Source organism: Agreia sp. Leaf335 (genome assembly GCF_001423605.1).
Lineage (GTDB): Bacteria > Actinomycetota > Actinomycetes > Actinomycetales > Microbacteriaceae > Agreia.
This window is the reverse complement of record NZ_LMOQ01000001.1, coordinates 427,285-447,982: the sequence shown is the minus strand read 5'-3', so window position 1 is coordinate 447,982 and position 20,698 is coordinate 427,285. Positions and strand designations below refer to the sequence as shown.

Sequence of the window (20,698 nt, the reverse complement as noted above, 5' to 3'; positions counted from 1 at the left end):
AGGGCACCGGGCGATGCGTGACGATCATCTCATTCGCCCGAGAACTCGCCCGCCACGATCGCGTCGGCGTAGGTGCGAATGTCAGGACCGGGTTCGAAATCGATGAACTTGTCCTTCAGCGCCGAGAAGAGATCTGCGTAGACCTCGTCCGACGAGCGCCCCTCCGATGTCTTGGCCAGTTCGAGTACGGCTTCGCGCAGAACGCGATCGCTGTCTTCGAGGATCTTCGCGCGGGCTTCGTCGTTCCAGGAGATGTCAGATGAATTCATGCCCCCACGCTATGTCGCGCTCAGGAGGCAGACCCGGGGGTTGCCAGGTCGCTACTTCTTGGGCAGGGCCTGTTCGACGTCGGCGAGCAGGTCGTCTGCATTCTCGATGCCGACCGACAGACGGATGAGGTTCTCGGGCACCTCGAGGGCCGTTCCCTTGACCGAGGCGTGCGTCATCTCGGTGGGGTAGCCCACGAGCGACTCGACCCCGCCGAGCGATTCGGCGAGCGAGAAGAGCTTCGTCGACTCGGCGAACTTGCGGGCCGCCTTCGGTCCTGCCTTGAAGGCGAGAGAGAGCATGCCTCCCGGGCGGCGCATCTGCCGCTTCGCGAGTTCGTGGCCGGGGTGCGATTCGAGCCCCGGGTAGAACACCGTCTCGATGGCGGGGTGGCCCACGAGGTATTCCGCGATCTTCTGGGCGTTGTCGCTGTGGCGCTCCATGCGCACGGCGAGAGTCTTGATTCCTCGAACCGTGAGCCAGGCATCCATCGGGCCCGATACCGCGCCGGCAGCGAACTGCTGAAAGCGCACCTTCTCGTGCAGTTCGTCATCGTCGAGCACGAGTCCGCCGCCGAGAACGTCGGAGTGGCCGCCCAGGTACTTGGTGGTCGAGTGCACGACGACATCGGCACCGAGAGCGAGGGGCTGCTGCAGATAGGGCGACGCGAACGTGTTGTCGACGACCACGAGGGCCCCGGCGGCGTGGCCGATCTCTGCCAGCTCGGCGACGTCGCTGATCTTCATCATCGGGTTCGACGGGGTCTCGAGCCAGAGGATCTTCGTCTTGCCCGGAATGACCGCCTTGGCGACGGCCTGCAGGTTCATCATCTCGACGGTGTCGTTCTCGACGCCCCAGCGACCGAAGACGCGGTTGATCAGCCGGTGCGTACCGCCGTAGACGTCGTTGCCCAGCACCACGTGGTCGCCGGGTTCGAGCACGGCGCGCAGCAGCGCGTCTTCGGCGGCGAGACCCGACGAGAACGACAACCCGTGCTTCGCTCCCTCGAGGGCGGCGAGCAGGGTCTCGAGCGACGACCGGGTGGGGTTGCCGCCTCGCGCGTACTCGTAGCCTCCCCGAAAACCGCCGATGCCGTCTTGCACGAAGGTCGACGTCTGGTAGATCGGGGGGATGATCGCGCCGGTCGTCGGGTCGAACTCCTGTCCGGCGTGAACGGCGACGGTCTCGAACTGCTGCTTTTTCTGGGGCATGTCTACTTTCAAGTCGAGTGGGCCGCGGAATATTCGCGCGGGCGGCTTATTCGATGGCGGAACTATTCGCTCAGGAAGGTGAGCAGGTCGTGCCGGGTGATCACGGCCACGGGCTTGCCGTCGTCGGTCACCAGCAGGGCGCCGGCTTTGCCGAGAAAGCGTCGCGCCGAGGCGACAGACTCGTGGATGCCGATGAGCGGCAGAGGATCGCTGGCGAAGGCCCCGACATGGTCGGTCATGGAGGCCCGGCCGGAGAACACCTCTTCGAGCAGGCTCTGCTCGTTGAGCGAACCGGTGACCTCGCCCATCACCACGGGCGGCTCCGCCGAGAGCACCGGCAGCTGAGAGACGCCGTAGCTCGTCATGATCTGGATGGCGTCGCGCACGGTGTCGCTCGGGTGCGCGTGCACGAGCGCGGGAAGTCCGCCGGTCTTGGCCTTCAGGATGTCGCCCACCGTGGCCTCGTCGGTGGCGTCTGCGAAACCGTAGCTGCGCATCCACTTGTCGTTGAAGATCTTGCCGAGGTAGCCGCGGCCCCCGTCGGGAAGGAGTACGACCACGACGTCGTCGGGCCCGAGCTTGGCGGCAGCCTTCAGAGCGGCGGCCACGGCGAGCCCGGAGGATCCTCCGACGAGAAGGCCCTCTTCGCGCGCCAGCCGGCGGGTCAGAGCGAACGACTCGGCGTCGCTCGCCGCGATGATCTCGTCGACCACGCTCGCGTCGTAGGCCTCGGGCCAGAAGTCTTCTCCCACTCCCTCGACGAGGTAGGGGCGGCCGGTGCCGCCGGAGTAGACCGATCCCTCGGGGTCGGCGCCGATGATCGTGACCTCACCACCCGACACCTCTTTGAGGTAGCGGCCGACGCCCGAGATGGTGCCGCCGGTGCCGACGCCCGCGACGAAATGCGTGATCTTGCCCTCGGTGTCGGCCCAGATCTCGGGGCCGGTGGTCTCGTAGTGGCTGAGCGGCCCGTTCGGGTTGGAGTACTGGTTCGGCTTGAAGGCGCCCGGAATCTCGCGGGCGAGACGATCAGAGACCGAGTAATAGGAGTTGGGGTCTTCGGGCGCCACCGACGTGGGCGTGACCACGATCTCGGCCCCGTAGGCGGTGAGCACGTTGCGCTTGTCTTCGCCGACCTTGTCGGGAAGCACGAAGACGCAGCGATAGCCGCGCTGCTGGGCCACGAGAGCGAGGCCGACGCCGGTGTTGCCCGAGGTCGGTTCGACGATCGTGCCGCCGGGCTTCAGCTTTCCCTCGCGCTCAGCGGCGTCGATGATGCGCGTCGCGATGCGGTCTTTCGACGAACCGCCGGGGTTCAGATACTCGACCTTCGCCAGCACCGTGGCCTGGATGCCCTCGGTGACGCTGTTGAGCTTGACGAGGGGCGTGTTGCCCACCAGATCGATGACCGTATTCGCGTATTTCACCTCACGAAACTATCACCGACACTCGATGAACAGGCCCGCGCGCGAGCTGATCTACGTCGTTTCGTGCTGCTGCGAGTAGAGCGTCGAGTAGACCCCGTCGGCGTCGATGAGCTCGGCGTGCGTTCCGCGCTCGACGACCTCGCCGTTGTCGATCACGAAGATGACGTCGGCCGACAGCACCGTCGAGAGCCGGTGGGCGATCGCGATGGTCGTGCGGCCGCGGGATGCCGTGTCGAGCGCCGCCTGCACCACCCGTTCCGAGATGGTGTCGAGGGCGCTCGTAGCCTCGTCGAGAATGAGCACAGCGGGGTCTTTCAGCAGCACCCGGGCGATGGCGATGCGCTGCTTCTCTCCGCCGGAGAGGCGATAGCCCCGCTCCCCCACCACGGTGTCGTACCCGGCGGGGAAGCTCATGACGCGGTCGTGGATGTTCGCCTGACGCGCGGCGTCTTCGATTTCGGCCTGCGTGGCATCCGGCTTCGCGTAGCGCAGGTTGTCGGCGATCGTCGCGTGGAAGAGATAGGTCTCCTGGCTCACGATTCCGAGGTTCGCCACCAGGGAGTCCTGGCTGAGGTCGCGCACGTCCGTGCCCGCGAAGCGAACCGTGCCGTCGGTCGCCTCGTAGAAGCGCGGCACCAGGTACGACACCGTGGTCTTGCCCGCACCCGACGGACCGACGAAGGCCGCGAACTGGCCGGGCTCGATTACGAACGACACCCCGTTCAGCGTCGGGCGAGAGTCGTCCTCGGCATCCGGGTAGCGAAAGACGACGTCGTCGAACTCGACGCGGCCGAGGTGAGCCGTGTCGACCGCCCGCGCATCGGGCGCATCCGAGATGGCCGGCTTCAGATCGAGATACTCGAAGATGCGGGCGAACAACGCGCTCGAGGTCTGCAGGTCGAGCGCCACGCGCATGAGTCCGAGCAGGGGGAACAGGAGCCGGGCCTGCACGGTCGTGAACGCAACGATGGTGCCCGCGGTGATGTCGGGAGAACCGCCGACCAGCAGCCATCCGGCCACGAGGTACACGATGGCGGGGATCGCCGACAGGAAGATGTTGACCATCGCGAAGAACCACTGGCCGCTCATCTGCTGGCTCACCTGCAGTCGCACCTGGGTGGCGTTCTCGTCGGCGTAGCGGCCGATCTCGGTCTGCTGCCGGTTGAAGCTCTTCGAGAGCAGGATGCCCGACACGCTCAGGGTCTCTTGTGTGATCGCTGTCATGTCCGAGAGCGATTCCTGGGTCTTCGTGGCGATGCGGGCCCGCACTTGACCTACCCGTCGCTGCGCGAGAACCAGGATGGGCATCAGCACCAGGGCCACGATCGTGAGCTGCCAGTTCAGCAGCAGCATGGCCACGACGGCGGCGATGAGCGTGACGGTATTGCCGAGAATCGACGAGATGGTGTTGGTCAGCACGCTGGCCACTCCGCCCACGTCGTTCTGCAGGCGCGACTGGATGACACCCGTCTTCGTCTTGGTGAAGAAGCTCAGCTCCATCGCCTCGAGGTGCGTGAAGAGTCGAACGCGGAGCGCGCCCATCACGCTGTTGCCGACCTTGGCGGTGAGATAGGTCTGCCAGACGCTCAGCAGACTCGAGACGATGTAGATCACGATCATCAGAACGACGATCTCGATCAGCACCGGCAAGTTGGGGCCCTGGATGATCGAGCCCGCGTCTCCCGTGTCGGCCCCTGGGCCTGCAGACGGGAACAGCCCGTCGTCGAAGGCCCGCTGCGTGAGCAGCGGCGGGATCACCGTGAGGCCGGCCCCGAGCAGCACGAGCACGATGGTGCCGATGATGGGCCGGCGGTATGGCGAGAAGAGCGAGAGGATGCGGCTGAGGAGGTGGTCGATCTTCGGAGCGCTCTTGTTGAGCTCTTTCTGCAGACCGACATCTCCGGCGCTCACGCCGCCTCTGTGGCCGCCGCCACCTCGCATACTCATCTGCTCAACCTACCCGCGGTTCAACGCACGAGGCCCTCCGACGAGCTCGGGGAACGGTTCGCTCCCTGAGCCCGTCGAAGGGCCTGCATTGCGTGTCACTAGCCCTTCGTGGCTCCGGCGAGCAGGCCTCGAACGAAGAAGCGCTGCAGCGAGAAGAACACGACGAGCGGCACGATGATCGAGATGAACGCACCGGCGGACTGCAGGAACCACTGGTTGCCCCAGGTGCCCGACAGCGAGTTGAGCGTCTGGGTGAGCGGCAGCGATGTCGACGGCGCGAAGATCGTCGCCACGAGCAGGTCGTTCCAGACCCAGAGGAACTGGAAGATGGCGAACGACGCGATCGCCGGCGTGGCCAGCGGCAGCACGATACGGAAGAAGATCTGTCCGTGTCCGGCTCCGTCGACACGAGCGGCCTCGATCACCTCTCCCGGAATCTCCGAGATGAAGTTGTGCAGCATGAAGATGGCCAGCGGCAGGGCGAAGATCGCGTGGGCGATCCACACCGTCGCGAAGCTGTGCTCGGCGTCACGCAGCTCAAATCCCGGGAAGATGCCCACGCCGTTGACGGTGAGGCCCTTCGAGAAGAGGCTGAGCAGCGGCACGAGCGCCATCTGGATGGGCACGATCTGCAGGGCGAACACACCGACGAACACGATGTTCTTGAACTTGAAATCGATCCACGCGAAGGCGTATGCCGCGAGCGAGGCGATGACGAGGGGGAACACGGTCGCCGGAATCGTGATGCCCAGCGAGTTGATGAACGACTGGCCGAGCGTGAGCGCCGTTCCGCCGGAGTTCAACGCCTGCGAATAGTTGTCGAGCGTGAACGAGGGGTTCACGAAGACCGTCCACCACCCGGAGGACTGCGTGTCTGATCCGGGGCGGAAGGAGGTGACGAAGAGGCCGAAGGTGGGGATGGTCCAGATGACGGCGATGATGATCGCGGCGATCGTGGCGCCCTTCGAGGTGAGGCGCTTCTGCGCCATCTTCTCGCTCTTCTGGGTGGCCCGAGCGACCTGACGCTTCGACCTGTTGTCGACGAGAGTGTCGGTGGTCATCGGATCTCCCTCTGCTTCCGCATCTGGTTGGCGTTGTAGATGATCAGCGGCAGCACGAACAGGAACAGCACGACGGCGAGGGCCGCCGAGTGTCCGTAGCTCTGGAAGCGCTGCTGCTGGTTGACCATCTCGAAGCCGAGGACAGTCGTATTGGCGCGGCCACCGGTCATGACGGCGACGATGTCGTACACCTTGAGCGAGCCGATGGCGATGGTCGTCAGCACGACGATCAGCGACGAGCGGATGCCGGGAACCGTGACATTGCGGAAGCGCTGCCAGGCGTTGGTGCCGTCGAGCTCGGCGGCCTCCATCTGTTCGGTGGGCACGCCCTTGATGGCCGCCGACAGGATCACCATGGCGAATCCGGTCTGCGTCCAGATGAAGACCACGAGCAGGAGCAGGGTGTTGATGAGGGGCTGCGCGTCGAGCCACGAGACGGGCTGGCCGCCGAAGGCGGTGACGATCGCGTTCAGCAGACCGACCTGCTCGCCCTGGCGGTTGTCGTAGATGAACTTCCAGATGATTCCGGCGCCGACGAACGAGATGGCCATGGGCATGAACACCAGCGACTTCAGGTACTTCTCGCCGCGTGCCTTGTCGATGAACACCGCGTAGGCGAGACCGATCATCGTCGAGAAGACGGGGGCCACGAGCACCCAGATGAGGGTGTTGACGACAGACCAGAATCCCTCGGGATTGGTGAAGACCCAGAAGTAGTTCTCGAGGCCGACGAACTCGGTCGTGGTCTTGTCGAAGAACGACTGGTAGATCGTGGCCACGGTCGGGTAGATGAGTCCGAGCGCGAGCAGCAGCACCGCGGGGGCCATGAACGTGACGAGCTGGAAGAGGTAGCCCGCGCCCTGCCGCGACCGGTAGTCGGCGAAGAACAGCAGGGCGCCCACGACGAGCGCGATGACCAGAACCCAGATGAGCGCGTTCTGGTAGGGGCGCAGGAGCATCAGCGCCAGCACCGGGATAACGAAGCACGCGGCGAGACGCAGCCAGAAGTAGAAGTTGCCCGCTCGCGGCGCGTACTCGATGAGAACGAGGATGAGCGCGATGACGAGACCGAAGATCACGATGATGATCGGAATCTGAGCGAGAGGGTTCAGGTTTCCCATCCACCGGAAGAGGCTGTTCAGCGAGAATCCGAGAGAGACGGGCTTGGCCTCGTCGTTCGGCGGACTCGTGATCAGCAGGACGAAGACGACGGCCAGTACGACCGCGGCTCCCGCGACGACCAGCTTGGTCGTGCGCGCCGACGGCTGCCGCCTCGGCGATTCATGTGGCTCCGGTGGTACTGCTGACACCGGAGGCGTCTTCGTTCGTGTGTCGGACATGAATACCCTTTCGAGTACAACGGTGGACTCTTGGATTGGCCAACAGTAGCGCTTAAGGAATGGGCGCATCGACCTTTCGGTCGGTAGGGCCGAGAGTGGGGGCCGCCCCGTTGTACGAGCGGCCCCCACGGGCGCCGGGCAGGTCTGCCCGGCAGGTGGTCATGCGTTAGTTCTCGTAACCAGCCTGGATGTCGCTGAGCACCGTGTCGGTGTCCTTGCCATCGATCCAGTTGACCATGCCCTTCCAGAACGAACCGGAGCCGACGGTCGAGGGCATCAGGTCAGAGCCATCGAATCGAACGGTCGTGTTGGAGTCCTGGAGGAGCTTCATGGCGTCCTGCAGCAGCGGGCTGGATGCCTTCGAGGGGTCGGCGTTCAGGTTGGCCGAGATGACGCCACCGAGGCTGACGCGAGCATCGGCGAACTCGGGGGTGGCCATGTAGGCGGTGACCTTCTTGACAGCCTCGGAGTCGGTGAACGGCGTGACGAACTCGCCGCCGACCTCGATGTTGGCCGAGCCGGCCTCGATGCCCGGAAGCACGAAGCCGTAGACGTCACCGTCGGGAGCGACGGTGGGCGTGGCGCCCGCAGCGGTCTTGACGTCGAGGAAGTTGCTCGAGAGGAACGACGCCTGGTGGGTCAGCGCGCAGCTGCCGTCGGCGACCTTGGCGGCAACGTCACCGAATGCGGTGGAGTTGATGCTCTTGACATCGCCGTAACCCGCGTTCACGTAGTTCGGGTTGAGGAGGATCTCTCCGACGGAGTCGAAGGCCTTCTTGATGTCGGGGTCGGTGAACTTGGTGTCTCCCGCGACCCAGCTGTCGTAGACGTCGGGGCCGGACTGGCGGAGGACGAGGTCCTCGATCCAGTCGGTTCCGGGCCAGCCCGAAGCAGCGTCAGACGCGAAGCCGGCACACCAGGGCGCCTTGCCCGTCTTCTCCTGGATGGTCTTGGTCAGGGCGAGCGTCTCGTCCCATGTGGTGGGAACGGTGACGCCCCACTCCTTGAACTGCGCCGGCGAGTACCAGACGTAGCCCTTGATGCTCGCGAGCATCGGGGCCGCGTAGAACTTGTCGTCGAACGTGCCGTACTTCTTCCAGTCGGGCGACCAGTTCTTGTCGACGTTGGCGCTCGTCTCTTCTCCGGCCTCCTTGACCTCACCGGTCTCGACGAGGGTCTTGAGCAGACCCGGCTGGGGAACGATGGCGATGTCGGGGGCGGAGCCACCGGTCACCTTCGTGACGATGTTTCCTTCGAAGCTCTTGTCACCCGTGTACTCGACCTTGATGCCGGTGTCTTTGGTGAATGCGTCGAAGCTCTTGTTCAGGGCGTCGGCCTCGGTGCCGGTGATACCACCGGAGATCTTGACGGTCTGACCTTCGGTCGAACCGGAGTCGGTGCCGCTCTCTTCGGCACAGCCGACAAGGGCGAGTCCGACGATGGTGGCGATGGCGATAGGTGCTGCGATACGGCGATGCAGGGAAACCCGCATTTCTCCTCCTCATTGAGTCGAGAACAGATCGTCAGGACGGCCGATCTGCCTGCCGGTTGAGTGACCGGACTAGGACCGCCCAGCCACGCGAACAGGACGCGGGGAGGGCATGTAGGAAAACCTTTCCATGAGTTCCATGGAATCACAACCCTGCGAGCGACGTAAGAAAATTCCGTAACGATTCGATACCGAGAGCGCTCTCAGAGTTCAGCCTCATCCGGGTGCCGACGCTATTGTTGTGCTCGGGAATGTGACGGGGACGTTACATTTGTGGAACCGATTGCAGACGAGGGGGTCAGCCAGGAATGTCGGGTATCGAAGACGTCGCGATTCGAGCGGGAGTGTCGAAGGCCACGGTCTCGCGCGCTCTGAGCGGACGCGGCTACGTCTCGTCGATCACCCGCGACAAGGTGGCGATCGCGGCCAGCGAGCTCGGCTACGTGGTCTCGTCGAACGCCTCGAGTCTCGTCACGGGCCGAACGAACAACGTGGGCGTGATCATCCCCGTCATCAACCAGTGGTTCTTCGGCAGCATCATCGAGGGCGTCGAGCGCGCCCTGATCGAGCGCGGCTACGACCTCATGCTCTACAACCTCACCAAAGACATCGAGGCCCGAAGCAGGGTCTTCGAGTACTTCCTGGTGCGCAAGCGGGTCGACGCGATCATCGCCGTGACCCTCGAGATCTCACCAGACGAGGCATCCAGCCTGCTCGGCCTCGGCAAGCCCATCGCGGGCATCGGCGGTCCGCTCGCCGGCATTCCCACCCTCAGCATCGACGACATCGCAGCAGCCCGACTCGCGACAGAACACCTCATCGCCCTCGGCCACACCAACATCATGCACGTGGGCGGCGATGCGGCGGAGCTGATGGACTTCCACGTGCATTCCAAGCGCCTGCAGGGGTTCATGGATGCCCTGGCGGCCGCGGGTCTCCCGTTCAGCGACGAGTCCTACGTCGCGACCCACTTCGACATCCCGGGCGGTTACGCCGCGGGCAAGCAGATCCTCGGCGATCCGCGGCGCCGGCCCACCGCCATCTTCGCCGCGGCCGACGAGGTGGCGATCGGCGTCATCCTCGCGGCCCGCGAGCTGGGCATCTCGGTTCCCGACGATCTGTCGGTGATCGGCATCGACAACCATCCGCTCGCCGAGCTGTTCGGGCTCACCTCGATCGCGCAGAACCCCGCCAAGCAGGGCGAGCAGGCGGTCGACCTGGTGATCCGTCAACTCGAGACGGCCGGCTGGACGCCACCGAACATCCACACGACGGTGCCCGCGCAGCTCGTGATGCGCTCCAGCACGTCTGCCCCGCGCGCGGGCTCCCCGCGCTGACCGAGGGCCGAGCGCGGGCGTCGACGGTCAGTCGCGCTCGCCTCGGAACGCCCGACCCGACGATGCGAGGAATTCGTCGAACGATGCGCGGGCACGACGACGTCGATCGCCTCGCTCGTGGCCGACGACGCGCACCCGAGGATCGGGCTTCGGGGTACGGAGACGTGACGGGCGCCAGCGATCCGGCCACCAGGTGTGCGCGAGAGAGAAGGCGAACAACAACCACCCGGGTACGAGCAGCCAGCCGTTCGGCGCTGCCCCGCCGCCGAGAACGGCCGATGCGATGAGGAGCCCGGCGCCGACCGCCGCGCCGACGAAGGCGAGTTCGCCGTTGCGGATCCACCAGTGCCGCGCCCTGCGGCTGACACGCAGCGGAAGCCCCGCGATGACGACGAAGACGGTGGAGATCGCGGAGACCACGACCGCGGCGAGCAGGCACAGCAGGAATGCGCCGACCCCGTCGGACGCATAGCCCGTCGACAGCAGCAGAATCGTGGCCGCGACCGACAGGATGGCGCCGGTGGCGATGAGGTGAGCGGTCAGAACCCCGAGCTGGGCGGCTCCACGAGCCACGGGCGGGGCCGCGGCTTTGACCGTGCCGACCACACGGGCACCGGATGCGCGGAGGTTCGGCCTGGCCCTGCGATCGCGGGCGGGCGGGGCGTCGTGCACGCGTGGGGGAACGTCGTCGTACACCGTGGCCATGACGACTCCTCTCGTCGCTGAACTTCAAGGGTACACACCCCGCCTGAGTACACAGAAGGCCCCCGCACGTTCAGTGCGGGGGCCTTCTGATTCAGTAGTGTGCTCCGAAGCCGGAGCGCAGACTACTTGAGGGTGACGGTTGCGCCAGCCTCTTCGAGCTGAGCCTTGGCCTTCTCGGCGGTCTCCTTGTTGGCGCCCTCAAGGACAGCCTTGGGAGCTCCGTCAACGAGTGCCTTCGCCTCTCCGAGACCGAGGCTCGTGAGGGCGCGCACCTCCTTGATGACCTGGATCTTCTTCTCGCCAGCAGCCTCGAGGACGACGTCGAAGGAATCCTTCTCCTCGACCTCTTCGACGGCGGCGGCAGCTCCACCGGCCGCGGCGACCGCGACGGGGGCAGCAGCGGTGACCTCGAAGGTCTCCTCGAACGCCTTGACGAACTCGCTCAGCTCAATGAGCGTGAGCTCCTTGAACGCGTCGAGCAGCTCTGCAGTTGACAGCTTTGCCATGATTTTCTCCTTGTGATTTTCCCCTTCGACAAGCTCAGGGAACGAACTTGTGAAATGGAATTAGTTACTTGACTGCTTCTCGCGCAGCGCATCGACCGTGCGAACGGCCTTCGACAGCGGTGCGTTGAAGAGGTATGCGGCACCGAACAACGAGGCCTTGAAGGCGCCTGCGAGCTTCGCAAGCAGCACCTCCCGGGATTCGAGGTCGGCGAGCTTCGAGACCTCTTCGGCGGTCAGGGGGTTACCGTCGAAGTAACCGCCCTTCACAACGAGAAGAGGGTTTGCCTTGGCAAAGTCGCGCAGGGACTTCGCGACGGCGACAGGGTCACCGTGAACGAAAGCGATGGCGGACGGGCCGGCGAGTTCGTCGTCGAACGACGAGATGCCGGCGTTGTTGGCCGCAATCTTGGTCAGCGTGTTCTTTACCACGGCGTAGCTAGCGTGCTCACGGAGGGTGCCGCGCAGCGTCTTAAGCTGGGCGACCGTGAGACCGCGGTACTCGGTCAGCAGAACGGCGGTCGAGCTCTGGAAAAGTTCCGTGAGTTCGGCAACCGAGGCTTCCTTGTTCGCCATGGCGCTCCTTGTGGTTTCAATGCCGGTAGCCCCAGGCGCACCCCACAAAAAAAGCTCCGGCGCAGGAGGCCGGAGCGAATGCACACAAGTGTGCGTTTACTAACGTATTCCTGCGCAGGTCTTCACGGACGTGAACCTTCGATCACTGCGTCTGCGTTCGAACGAATCGAATGCGGGCACGGCGATAACCGGCGGTCTTTGGCTTCGTTCACCATACGTCATGCGCGGGAGCCATGCAAGTGCACGGCAGAATCATGCCGTGGTACTACCCAGACACATCCCCGGTCGGATGCCCGGATCGCGCCTCGTTCGTAGCGTTGAAGCATGACAACTTCGACACTCACCCCAGACACCCCGAACGTTCCCGACGCCGATGCCAACACCACCGTTCAACTGCCGATCTCGCAGCTGCCCGCCTCCGAAACGTTTGCCTCGCAGCAGCCACCGGTGCAGCCCGCCGCGCCGCAGGCCACCGCTCCCGCCTCACCCCACTACGACTACCCGCCCGTTCGCCCCACGAACGTGCTGGGCATCGTCACCCTGGTGCTCGGCGTGCTCGGCTTCGCGATCGTGCCCGTAGTCACCGGGCACATCGCCCTGGCACAGATCAAGCGCACGGGCGATGAGGGACGTGGCATCACGATCGCCGGCCTCGTTCTCGGCTACATCGGCCTCGCCGGCTACACCCTCGCGGCACTGCTCTTCTTCGGAGCGCTGTTCCTCGGCTTCATCGGCGCAGTGAGCTCCTACCGGTGATCGCCGCCCCTGCCTCCCGCGAGCGCCTGCGTCATCGGATAAGCGACGTAGGCGACGCGGCGGCCATCCGGAGACCAACCCGGCACGTTCGTCGTGCCCTGCCCACCCAGAAATGAATCGACCACCCTGTCGTCTCCCGACGAGAGATCGATCAGCCTCAGTTCGACGTCGAGATTCGGCGGATGGCCCGTCGTACCCGCGGGGTAGCTGAGGTAGAGCACGTGTCGGCCGTCGGGCGACGGATGCGGAAACCAGTTGACCCGGTCGTCGTGCGTCATGCGCTGCAGCCCGGTGCCGTCGACGCCCATACGGAACAGCTGGGCGTGTCCCGGGTACTCCCCCGCGCGCTCCGAGTTGAACCAGATGGCCTCGCCGTCGGCCGAGAAGTCGCAGCCGTCGTCAGCGAAGGCGTCGTCGGTGAGTTGCGTGTGCGGCCCGCCCACCGCGGGCAGTGTGTAGACGTTGGTCACCCACGTGCCGGATGCGTCGAGGCCGCCCCCGATGGCGGCCAGCGTCTGACCGTCGCGCGAGACCCCGTGCAGGTAGTACTTGAAACGCAGCGCCGGGTCGCGCGGCTCCGTGATGCGGCTCGCGACACCTCCCCGCCACGGGATGCGATAGAGCTGACCGTCTCTCGCCGAGACCAGCAGGTGCTCGCCGTCGGGCGAGATGACGTGGTCGTTGTTCAGCACGAGCGGCTCCGGCACCGCGATGGTCTCCAGCGGAGACGTTCCATCGGCGCGCAGCCGCACGAGGCCGCCCTCGACGTTGAGCACGAGCCACTCGCCGCCCGGATGCCAGTTCGGCGCCTCGACGTAACGCTCCGTCGAGCTGAACACGACGGTCGTCTTACCCGCGTCGAGATCGTGCACGCGCAGCTCGGCACGCTGGTGCGTCTGCAAGGTCAAGAAGGTCATGCCGGACCCTGCTCAGTCGCGCCAGCTGTGCTTCGGGTCGTAGCCGAGCAGGCGTCGGGCCTTGTCGATCGACAGCAGCGTGTTGGTGTTGTCGAGGTCTCCCCGGGTCTCTACTCCGGGGAAGACCTCGGCGACCAGCTCGGAGTTCGGGCGACTCATCACTGTGTCGGGCGAGGCGATGATGAAGCGGTCGAAGCCCGTGTGCTGCCACTCGAGGGCCTTGAGAACGGCTTGAGCTCCGTCGCGGGCGTCGATGTAGCCCCAGAGGTTCCATTTGCGAAGAAGCGCGTCGGCGTCGAACGACGGGAACTCGGCGTAGTCGGACTCGTGCATGACGTTCGAGAAGCGCAGTGCCACGATCTTCAGCTCGGGGTTCCAGCGGGTGAGCTCGATCGCCATCGTCTCCTCGAGGTGCTTCACGAGCGAGTAGGTGCTCTCGGGCCGCGCCGCGTACTCCTCGTCGACGGGGATGTAGGGCGGCGGAGCATCGAAGGGCAGCCCCAGCACGGTCTCGCTCGAGGCGTAGACGATGTTCGTGATTCCGGCCCGCTCGGCCGCCTTGAACACGTGGTAGGTGCCGAGCATGTTGTTCTCGAACGTCACCACATCGCTCCGGATGCCCGGGGCCGGGATCGCGGCGAGGTGCACGATGGCGTCGAAACCGTCGGGTCCGTCGTCGACGCTGTGGAAGGCATCCACGACATCGCCGTAGTTGGTCAGGTCGAGGCGCACGAAACCGGAGCCCCGCTCGCCGACGACATCGAAGTTGGTGACGGTGTGACCCTGCTCGCGCAGGTACGGCAGCACCACGCTGCCGAGCTTTCCAGAACCGCCGGTCAGTGCAATACGCATTCAAAACTCCCGTGTTGTGAGGCGAGCGCTCGGCATCGATGGTCAAACCGAGCGCGTCACCCCAGTCTGTCACCGGTCGTGAGCGAGAATAGGCAGGTGACTCTTCAGCCCATGCTCTCGTTCCCCTGGGAAGAGGAGCAGCGGCCGGCCCGACCCGCGCATCTCGATCGACTCGTCGCAGACGGCACGAACCGTGTCGAATGGCTGAGAGCACGCAGCCGCGGCGTCACCGCCACCGACGTGGCCCGCCTCACCGGCCCCCAGAACCTCGAATCGGTGGCCTACGACAAGATCAACGGCACCGGCTTCGGCGGCAACATCTTCACCGACCACGGCAAAGACCGCGAGCCGCACATCGCGCGCTACGTGCGGGCGATGTTCGGAGTCCTGCCCAGCTCATCCCTCTTCCACGCCGAGGGAGAGAAGCGCCATCTGGCGACTCCCGACGGCGTCGCGGTGACCAAGCACGGAACGATCGAGCTGGCCGAGATCAAGACCACGAACAAGGCCTGGCGCTCGATTCCGCGTCACTACCTGCGCCAGGTGTGGTGGCAGCAGTACGTGCTCGGCGCCGAGCGCACCATCGTGGTGTGGGAGCAGCACGACAACTTCATGCCCGTCGACCCCGAGCCGCAGAGCCGCTGGGTCGATCGCGACGAGAACGAGATCGCGCGTCTCGTGAACCTGGCCGACCGACTACTCGCGCTCATCCAACCCGGCCGCTGACCGGGCTCGCACGCTCGGCCGTCGCAGACGCCTCTGTCGGCACGGCCGCGAGTAGCGCGACCGCGAGGATCGCCAGCCACAGCAGGGCGACGGTGGTCGCGGCGAACTCGAGCAGGCCGCCCAGGTGCTGCATGAATCGGGCGAGAGACAGGATGCCGCCGGTTCCGGCGACCACGGCCACGACGACGGCCGACACCATCGAGAGGCGAGCGAGCCTCGGGTGGTCGCGTGCCGTCGCCACCTGCAGCATGGCGACGCACGCCGCCGCGAAGCCGAGCACGGCGATCACCGTGTGGGTGAAGTCCTGCCAGGTGAACGAGGCACCCACCGGCAGCGGACACCCGCTGGTGCAGGTGATCTGCGACGCGAGAGCGAACGCGGCCCCGGCGATCAGCAGAGAGACCGAGGGCGTGATGAGGGCGAGGATGCGCACGCGCGAGCGCAGGGGCGTCGCCTCCGCGGCCACGATGAGGGCGGCGACGGCGATGAGCAGCAGCGACCAGCGGAACGCCCAGGCGGTCGGCTCCCCGTCTGCCCCGAGTTCGCTCACATAGACGAAGCGATTCGCCGCGATGCGTGCCCCCCAGAGCAGCACGAGGCCGACGAGCACCGCCACCGCCGCCACAGCGAGCAGCGGGCGAGCCACTCGGGGCGACACTGCGCGAGAAAGGCGGAAAGACACGATATGCGAATGGTACCCGCGGTCTCGTTTGTTTGCTTCCAAGGAACACCGTCGTAACACCGGTGAATCATTCGAGCGATTGACTGGAGCCTGCGGGAAGCCCGAACGACCCTCACGCTCGGCAGGCAGCATATGCCTCGTCGAGAATCCCTCACGGGATACCCAGACCCCGTCGATGAAAGGCCAGCGATGACGCCGCACGAGAGCAACTCGATCACCCCTCACCTCGTCAGCGCTCCCCCGTCGTCACCGCCTGCGCTGATGAGGGCGGTCGTGTTCGACGAGCCGGGAGACCCGTCGGTTCTGCACGTGGCGGAGGTGCCCACGCCGGCCCGGGTGGGTTCCGAGGTGTTGGTCAAGGTGTCCGCGGCCGGCATCAACCCGATCGATGCGAAGACCCGTTCGGGCGCGGGCGTGTCCGTCGCCATCCCGTTCTATCCGACCGTCATCGGTCGCGACTTCTGCGGAATCGTCGTCGAGAGCCCGTACGACGGGCATCCGTTGAAACCGGGCGACGAGGTCTACGGCGTCAGCGCCGCGCCGCGCACCTTCGGGTCGTACGCGGAGTACGTGACCGTTCCGAGCCTGCAGGTCGCCCGCAAGCCGCGTCGACTCACTCCCATCGAAGCCGCGGCCGTCCCGACCGCGGCGCTCACCGCGTGGGGGCTCGTCGTCGACCTGGCGAAGGCTCACGAAGGGCAGCGGATGCTCATCCACGCAGGAGCGGGCGGCGTCGGCCACCTGGCGGTGCAGCTGGCCGCATACTTCGGCGCCCGCGTGATCGCGACGACATCGAGCAACAACGTGAGCTGGCTGCGCGAACTCGGTGCCGAAGAGGTCATCGACTACTCGACGACGCGCTTCGAAGATCGGGTGTCGGATGTCGACGTGGTGATCGACCTCATCGGCAACGTTCGCGACAACACCGGAACGCGCTCGCTGGCGACGCTCCGTCACGGCGGGCTGATCATCTCGGTTCCGACCGGCGGGCATCCCGGGCTCGCTACAGAGGCGGAGGAGGCCGGTGTTCGGTGGAGCGGGTATTCCGTGTCGCCAGACGCGGCCTGCCTGGCCATCATCTCGAGACTCATCGACTCCGGCGACCTGCATGTGCACGTCTCCGAGATCTACCCACTCGACGAGGCCGCGGAGGCGCACGCGCATCTCGAACGGGGCCACACACGCGGAAAGCTCGTGCTCGAAGTTCCCTGAGCCTCGGCCGCCCCTTCTGCCCGGCATGTCGCACGCGCCGCGTACGCTGGGGCGCGTGACCCGATCCTCGCTCCGGCTGACGATATCCACCGACGACCGTCTCGCCACGGCGATCGCGGCCATCCGCGCCGAGCTCGACCTGCCCGACGGCTTTCCGGCATCCGTCGAGGCGGAGGCTCAGCGCGTCGTCGAGGCGAGCCCGCTGCCCGAGGCCGATCTCACGGATGTTCCGTTCATGACGATCGACCCCGAAAGCTCGACCGATCTCGATCAGGCCGTGCACATCGAGCGACTGGGCGACGGCTATCTCGTGCGCTACGCGATCGCCGATGTGCCCGCGTTCGTCGAGCCGCTCGGCGAGATCGACGACGAGGCGAGACGCCGCGGCCAGACGTTCTACGCGCCCGACGGGCGCATCCCGCTTCACCCCACGATCATCAGCGAGAACGCCGCGTCGCTGCTGCCCGACCGGGTGCGTGGCGCATTCGTATGGCGGTTTTCGCTCGACGCCGACGGCGCCGTGCTGTCGACGGAGCTGTCGCGTGCGCGCATCCGCAGCGTTCGCCAGCTGTCGTACGTCGAGGCGCAGAGCGAGATCGATTCGAGTGCGGGCCCTGATGCGGCGACGGCCGACGAGACCGTGATGCTGCTCGCCGAGGTGGGCCCCGCCCGGCGCGTGCTCGAACGTAAGCGCGGGGGCGCGAGCCTGTCTCGACCCGAGCAGATCGTCTTCTCGAGCGAAGGCCACTACGCGCTCGAGCGTCGCTCCTCGCTTCCGGTCGAAGAGTGGAACGCTCAGATCTCGCTGCTCACCGGCATGGAGGCGGCGCGCATCATGATCGCCGGCCGGGTCGGCATTCTGAGAACGATGCCCGCCCCCGACCCCGACACGATCGAGCGATTCAGATTGCGCACCGAGGCGCTCGGCCACCCGTGGCCCGCCTCTATGCCCTACGGGGAATATCTCGCATCGCTCGACTCGAACGATCCCCTTCAGCTCGCGATCACCCATGCTGCGGGCTCCCTGTTCCGCGGCGCCGGCTACACGGCCTTCGACGGCGAGGTGCCCGAGCAGGTCTCCCAGGCCGCGGTCGGGGCGCCCTACGCCCACACCACCGCGCCCCTTCGCCGACTGGTCGACCGCTTCACCCTCGTCGTCTGCGAGGCACTGTGCGCGGGTGAGGCGCCGCCGGAGTGGGCCCGCGACGCCCTGGCCTCCCTGCCCAAGATCATGGCGGCATCCGATTCGCGTGCATCGCAGCTCGACAACCGATCGATCGCAGCGGTCGAGGCCGCCATCCTCTCCGATCGCATCGGAGAGGTCTTCGAGGCGTCGGTCATCTCGGCCAAGCAGGATCGGGGCGTGGTCCAGCTTCTCGATCCGGCCGTCGACGCGGAGTGCGCGGGCAGCCTGACGCCCGGCCAACGGGTACGGGTGCGCCTGGTCGAGGCCGTCATCGAGACGGGTCGAGTTCTGTTCGAGCTCGTGGCCTAGAGAGGCCGCGTCTGCTTGTCGCGCGCCTGGTTGTCGCTCGCCTGGTTGTCGCGTGCCTGGTTGTCGCTCGCGGCGCAGAGAACGGTGTCGAGCTTGGCTCCGAACGAGAGGTTCATCAGCTCCGTCGCCGCTTCGTCACCCTCGAAGTTGTCGGGCAGTCCGATGGCGAGGAGTGTGTTGATCAACATGCCGTCGGCGAGAAAGCTGCGCACCTGGTCTGCGGGAATCCCGGCCTCGTCGCGCAGCAGCCGGTAGATCTCGAGGAACCCGGCGCGTGCGTGCCGTCCGATCACGTCGTCGTGGCCCTGGATAAACCCCTGCATCAGAGACATCAGGATTCCCCGGTCTTCGATCAGATCGACGTAGGCCTGCCCCAGCCTCGCGCCGAGTTCGTCTGCGGCGATCTCCCCCGCGTCGCGCTGACGGATGATCTCTCGGAACGCCACGATGAGCTTCGCGAGCGCGCGTTCGATGACCTCGACGAACAGCTTCTCTTTCGTACCGAACATGCGCACGACGTAGGGCTGGCTGATGCCGGCGGCCTGGGCGATCTGCTCGGTCGTCGTGCCTGCGTAGCCGGTGCGACCGAAGACGGCGCTGGCGTGGCCCAGAATCAGCTCTCGCCGCTCGGCGGCCGGCATGCGTTCGCGAATGGGGCGCTCGGACGGGGCTTCGGTGGTCACGCTTGACATGGTATCAGCCGATACCTTAGCCTCTCGGTTATTAGTTGATTACTAACTTAGATCCTATGGAGAACTCATGACCGTCGCCCGCCGCATTCCCGTCTGGCTCGCGCTCGTCGCCGCGTCGGTGCCGGTCTTCATGGCCACCCTCGACAACCTGGTCGTGACCAGCGCTCTGCCCGTCATCCACGAGGAACTCGGAGCCGGCGTCACCGATCTGCAGTGGATCACCAACGCCTACACCCTGACCTTCGCCGCCCTGATGCTGCTCTTCGTCAGCCTGGGCGACCGCTTCGGGCGACGAAACGTGTTCGTCGGCGGCATCGTGCTCTTCACCCTCTCGAGCGCAGCTGCCGCGCTCAGCACCGAGCCGTGGATGCTCGTGCTGGCCCGGGCCGTGCAGGGTGCCGGCTCTGCCGCCATCATGCCGCTGTCGCTCACCCTTCTCGTCGGCTCCGTCTCCACACGCATGCGTCCCCTCGCGATCGGCATCTGGGGAGGCATCTCCGGGCTCGGTGTCGCCCTCGGCCCCCTCATCGGCGGTGCCGTCGTCGAGGGCTGGAACTGGCAGGCCATCTTCTGGCTCAACGTTCCTCTGGGCATCCTCTCGGTGCCTCTCGCCATCGCCGCACTGCCGAACTCCTTCGGCGCCCGGGTGCGCGCGGACATCTGGGGAGTGGTCCTCGCGGGCGTGGGGATTCTCGGCATCGTCTATGGAATCGTGCGCGGCAACGACGCCGGCTGGGCGAGCGCAGAGGTGCTCGTCGCGCTCATCGGCGGCGCCGCGCTGATGGCCCTCTTTCTCGTGCGGGAGTCTCGGGTGGCCGCTCCCCTGCTTCCCCTGCGCCTCTTCAGAGACCGCAGCTTCTCGATCGCGAACGCCGTGGGGCTCATCTTCAGCTTCGGTGCCTTCGGCGCGGTGTTCATCCTCATCCAGTTCCTGCAGATCGTGCAGGGCCGCTCACCCCTCGAAGCGGGCGTGCTCACCATGCCCTGGACGATGGCTCCCATGGTGGTGGCGCCGCTCGCCGGATTCATCGCGCCTCGGGTGGGCACGCGCATCCTGATCGTCACCGGCCTCGCCTCGCTCGCCATCGGCATCGGCTGGCTCGCCTCCACCATGGCCCCGGATGCGACGTACCCGGCCATGCTGCCCGGCTTCATCTTCGCGGGGCTCGGCATGGGCCTGGTGTTCGCGCCCAGCTCGACGGCCGTGCTGGTGAACATGGCTCCCGCCGATCACGCCAAGGCGTCGGGAACGAACTCCACGCTGCGCGAGATCGGTGTCGCTCTCGGCATCGCCGTGCTGACCGCCGTCTTCACCGGTGCCGGCGGCCAACTGACGCCGACCGGGTATGTGGATGCCGCGGTTCCGGCCGTCTTCGTCGGTGCCGCCGCCCTGGCCCTCGCCGCCGTCATCGCGCTGTTCCTGCCCGCTGGACGCGGCACGGAACTGCGCGACGAGGCGCCCGCCGTGCGCGAATCCGCGCTCGAGACTGTGGCCTGATCGCC

Annotated in this window: 20 protein-coding genes; 6 read left to right on the top strand and 14 right to left on the bottom strand. The window is 66.1% G+C overall.

What is annotated here, in order from left to right; translation table 11 throughout:
• Window positions 1-29: 29 nt before the first annotated feature.
• From ASF79_RS02245 to ASF79_RS02215, 7 genes are all read right to left on the bottom strand, one after another.
• Complete coding sequence (locus tag ASF79_RS02245) at window positions 30-269, bottom strand: hypothetical protein (RefSeq protein WP_055851458.1); 240 nt, start codon at window positions 267-269, stop codon at window positions 30-32.
• A 51-nt stretch (window positions 270-320) separates the two neighbouring features.
• The gene (locus ASF79_RS02240) at window positions 321-1,478 is read right to left on the bottom strand and encodes a cystathionine gamma-synthase (protein WP_055851453.1); all 1,158 of its coding nucleotides are present in this window, start codon (window positions 1,476-1,478) and stop codon (window positions 321-323) included.
• A gap of 62 nt (window positions 1,479-1,540) precedes the next feature.
• The gene (locus ASF79_RS02235; RefSeq protein ID WP_055851450.1) at window positions 1,541-2,905 is read right to left on the bottom strand and encodes a cystathionine beta-synthase; all 1,365 of its coding nucleotides are present in this window, start codon (window positions 2,903-2,905) and stop codon (window positions 1,541-1,543) included.
• A gap of 51 nt (window positions 2,906-2,956) precedes the next feature.
• On the bottom strand, window positions 2,957-4,852 hold the full coding sequence (locus ASF79_RS02230; protein WP_055851447.1) for an ABC transporter ATP-binding protein: 1,896 nt from the start codon (window positions 4,850-4,852) through the stop codon (window positions 2,957-2,959).
• 98 nt (window positions 4,853-4,950) lie between these two features.
• Window positions 4,951-5,913, bottom strand: a complete 963-nt coding sequence (locus ASF79_RS02225; protein WP_055776091.1) for a carbohydrate ABC transporter permease — start codon at window positions 5,911-5,913, stop codon at window positions 4,951-4,953.
• Window positions 5,910-7,253, bottom strand: a complete 1,344-nt coding sequence (locus tag ASF79_RS02220; protein WP_082495638.1) for a carbohydrate ABC transporter permease — start codon at window positions 7,251-7,253, stop codon at window positions 5,910-5,912. The genes ASF79_RS02225 and ASF79_RS02220 overlap by 4 nt, the downstream gene beginning before the upstream one ends.
• 166 nt (window positions 7,254-7,419) lie before the next feature.
• On the bottom strand, window positions 7,420-8,745 hold the full coding sequence (locus tag ASF79_RS02215; protein ID WP_055851443.1) for an ABC transporter substrate-binding protein: 1,326 nt from the start codon (window positions 8,743-8,745) through the stop codon (window positions 7,420-7,422).
• A gap of 305 nt (window positions 8,746-9,050) precedes the next feature.
• On the opposite strand from ASF79_RS02215, the gene ASF79_RS02210 reads away from it, so the two are divergent.
• Entirely contained in the window at window positions 9,051-10,079 is a 1,029-nt protein-coding gene (locus ASF79_RS02210; protein WP_055776097.1) for a LacI family DNA-binding transcriptional regulator, read from the top strand.
• 27 nt (window positions 10,080-10,106) lie between these two features.
• On the opposite strand, the gene ASF79_RS02205 is transcribed toward ASF79_RS02210, so the two are convergent.
• From ASF79_RS02205 to rplJ, 3 genes are all read right to left on the bottom strand, one after another.
• Complete coding sequence (locus tag ASF79_RS02205; protein WP_055851440.1) at window positions 10,107-10,784, bottom strand: hypothetical protein; 678 nt, start codon at window positions 10,782-10,784, stop codon at window positions 10,107-10,109.
• 122 nt (window positions 10,785-10,906) lie between these two features.
• Complete coding sequence (rplL, locus tag ASF79_RS02200) at window positions 10,907-11,290, bottom strand: 50S ribosomal protein L7/L12 (protein ID WP_055851437.1); 384 nt, start codon at window positions 11,288-11,290, stop codon at window positions 10,907-10,909.
• Window positions 11,291-11,350: 60 nt separating this feature from the next.
• Complete coding sequence (rplJ, locus tag ASF79_RS02195) at window positions 11,351-11,863, bottom strand: 50S ribosomal protein L10 (protein WP_044441564.1); 513 nt, start codon at window positions 11,861-11,863, stop codon at window positions 11,351-11,353.
• Between the two features lie 324 nt (window positions 11,864-12,187).
• On the opposite strand from rplJ, the gene ASF79_RS02190 reads away from it, so the two are divergent.
• Window positions 12,188-12,619 carry a DUF4190 domain-containing protein gene (locus ASF79_RS02190; RefSeq protein WP_055851434.1) on the top strand — a complete coding sequence of 144 codons (432 nt, stop codon included), beginning with the start codon at window positions 12,188-12,190 and terminating at the stop codon, window positions 12,617-12,619.
• Here the strand turns inward: ASF79_RS02190 and ASF79_RS02185 are convergent.
• A complete protein-coding gene (locus tag ASF79_RS02185; RefSeq protein ID WP_235500605.1) occupies window positions 12,610-13,536 on the bottom strand; it encodes a TolB family protein in 927 nt (308 codons plus the stop codon). The two genes, ASF79_RS02190 and ASF79_RS02185, sit on opposite strands and share 10 nt — an antisense overlap.
• Before the next feature lie 12 nt (window positions 13,537-13,548).
• Complete coding sequence (locus tag ASF79_RS02180) at window positions 13,549-14,388, bottom strand: NAD-dependent epimerase/dehydratase family protein (protein ID WP_055776121.1); 840 nt, start codon at window positions 14,386-14,388, stop codon at window positions 13,549-13,551.
• A 96-nt stretch (window positions 14,389-14,484) separates the two neighbouring features.
• Here ASF79_RS02180 and ASF79_RS02175 point away from each other — a divergent pair, with 96 nt between their 5' ends.
• Window positions 14,485-15,114: a YqaJ viral recombinase family protein gene (locus ASF79_RS02175; RefSeq protein WP_326938946.1), complete on the top strand. Its 630-nt coding sequence runs from the start codon at window positions 14,485-14,487 to the stop codon at window positions 15,112-15,114.
• On the opposite strand, the gene ASF79_RS02170 is transcribed toward ASF79_RS02175, so the two are convergent.
• A complete protein-coding gene (locus ASF79_RS02170) occupies window positions 15,095-15,760 on the bottom strand; it encodes a DUF998 domain-containing protein (RefSeq protein ID WP_235500604.1) in 666 nt (221 codons plus the stop codon). The two genes, ASF79_RS02175 and ASF79_RS02170, sit on opposite strands and share 20 nt — an antisense overlap.
• Window positions 15,761-15,985: 225 nt before the next feature.
• Here ASF79_RS02170 and ASF79_RS02165 point away from each other — a divergent pair, with 225 nt between their 5' ends.
• Both ASF79_RS02165 and ASF79_RS02160 read left to right on the top strand, forming a co-directional pair.
• Window positions 15,986-17,008, top strand: a complete 1,023-nt coding sequence (locus tag ASF79_RS02165; protein ID WP_235500603.1) for an NADP-dependent oxidoreductase — start codon at window positions 15,986-15,988, stop codon at window positions 17,006-17,008.
• Between the two features lie 55 nt (window positions 17,009-17,063).
• Window positions 17,064-18,503 carry an RNB domain-containing ribonuclease gene (locus tag ASF79_RS02160; RefSeq protein ID WP_235500602.1) on the top strand — a complete coding sequence of 480 codons (1,440 nt, stop codon included), beginning with the start codon at window positions 17,064-17,066 and terminating at the stop codon, window positions 18,501-18,503.
• Here the strand turns inward: ASF79_RS02160 and ASF79_RS02155 are convergent.
• Entirely contained in the window at window positions 18,500-19,186 is a 687-nt protein-coding gene (locus ASF79_RS02155) for a TetR/AcrR family transcriptional regulator (protein WP_055851426.1), read from the bottom strand. The two genes, ASF79_RS02160 and ASF79_RS02155, sit on opposite strands and share 4 nt — an antisense overlap.
• 76 nt (window positions 19,187-19,262) lie before the next feature.
• Between ASF79_RS02155 and ASF79_RS02150 the strand changes: the two genes are divergently transcribed.
• Window positions 19,263-20,693 carry a DHA2 family efflux MFS transporter permease subunit gene (locus ASF79_RS02150; protein ID WP_055851423.1) on the top strand — a complete coding sequence of 477 codons (1,431 nt, stop codon included), beginning with the start codon at window positions 19,263-19,265 and terminating at the stop codon, window positions 20,691-20,693.
• The last annotated feature ends 5 nt before the right edge of the window (window positions 20,694-20,698 follow it).

Excerpts from the sequence above, each read along its gene's own strand:
- ASF79_RS02240 (WP_055851453.1), bottom strand. The coding sequence starts at position 1,478 with ATGCCCCAGAAAAAGCAGCAGTTCGAGACCGTCGCCGTTCACGCCGGA.
- ASF79_RS02210 (WP_055776097.1), top strand. The coding sequence starts at position 9,051 with ATGTCGGGTATCGAAGACGTCGCGATTCGAGCGGGAGTGTCGAAGGCC.
- rplL (WP_055851437.1), bottom strand. The coding sequence starts at position 11,290 with ATGGCAAAGCTGTCAACTGCAGAGCTGCTCGACGCGTTCAAGGAGCTC.
- ASF79_RS02215 (WP_055851443.1), bottom strand. The coding sequence starts at position 8,745 with ATGCGGGTTTCCCTGCATCGCCGTATCGCAGCACCTATCGCCATCGCC.
- ASF79_RS02180 (WP_055776121.1), bottom strand. The coding sequence starts at position 14,388 with ATGCGTATTGCACTGACCGGCGGTTCTGGAAAGCTCGGCAGCGTGGTG.
- ASF79_RS02165 (WP_235500603.1), top strand. The coding sequence starts at position 15,986 with ATGACGCCGCACGAGAGCAACTCGATCACCCCTCACCTCGTCAGCGCT.
- rplJ (WP_044441564.1), bottom strand. The coding sequence starts at position 11,863 with ATGGCGAACAAGGAAGCCTCGGTTGCCGAACTCACGGAACTTTTCCAG.
- ASF79_RS02150 (WP_055851423.1), top strand. The coding sequence starts at position 19,263 with ATGACCGTCGCCCGCCGCATTCCCGTCTGGCTCGCGCTCGTCGCCGCG.
- ASF79_RS02190 (WP_055851434.1), top strand. The coding sequence starts at position 12,188 with ATGACAACTTCGACACTCACCCCAGACACCCCGAACGTTCCCGACGCC.
- ASF79_RS02205 (WP_055851440.1), bottom strand. The coding sequence starts at position 10,784 with ATGGCCACGGTGTACGACGACGTTCCCCCACGCGTGCACGACGCCCCG.
- ASF79_RS02245 (WP_055851458.1), bottom strand. The coding sequence starts at position 269 with ATGAATTCATCTGACATCTCCTGGAACGACGAAGCCCGCGCGAAGATC.
- ASF79_RS02225 (WP_055776091.1), bottom strand. The coding sequence starts at position 5,913 with ATGACCACCGACACTCTCGTCGACAACAGGTCGAAGCGTCAGGTCGCT.
- ASF79_RS02230 (WP_055851447.1), bottom strand. The coding sequence starts at position 4,852 with ATGAGTATGCGAGGTGGCGGCGGCCACAGAGGCGGCGTGAGCGCCGGA.
- ASF79_RS02185 (WP_235500605.1), bottom strand. The coding sequence starts at position 13,536 with ATGACCTTCTTGACCTTGCAGACGCACCAGCGTGCCGAGCTGCGCGTG.
- ASF79_RS02220 (WP_082495638.1), bottom strand. The coding sequence starts at position 7,253 with ATGTCCGACACACGAACGAAGACGCCTCCGGTGTCAGCAGTACCACCG.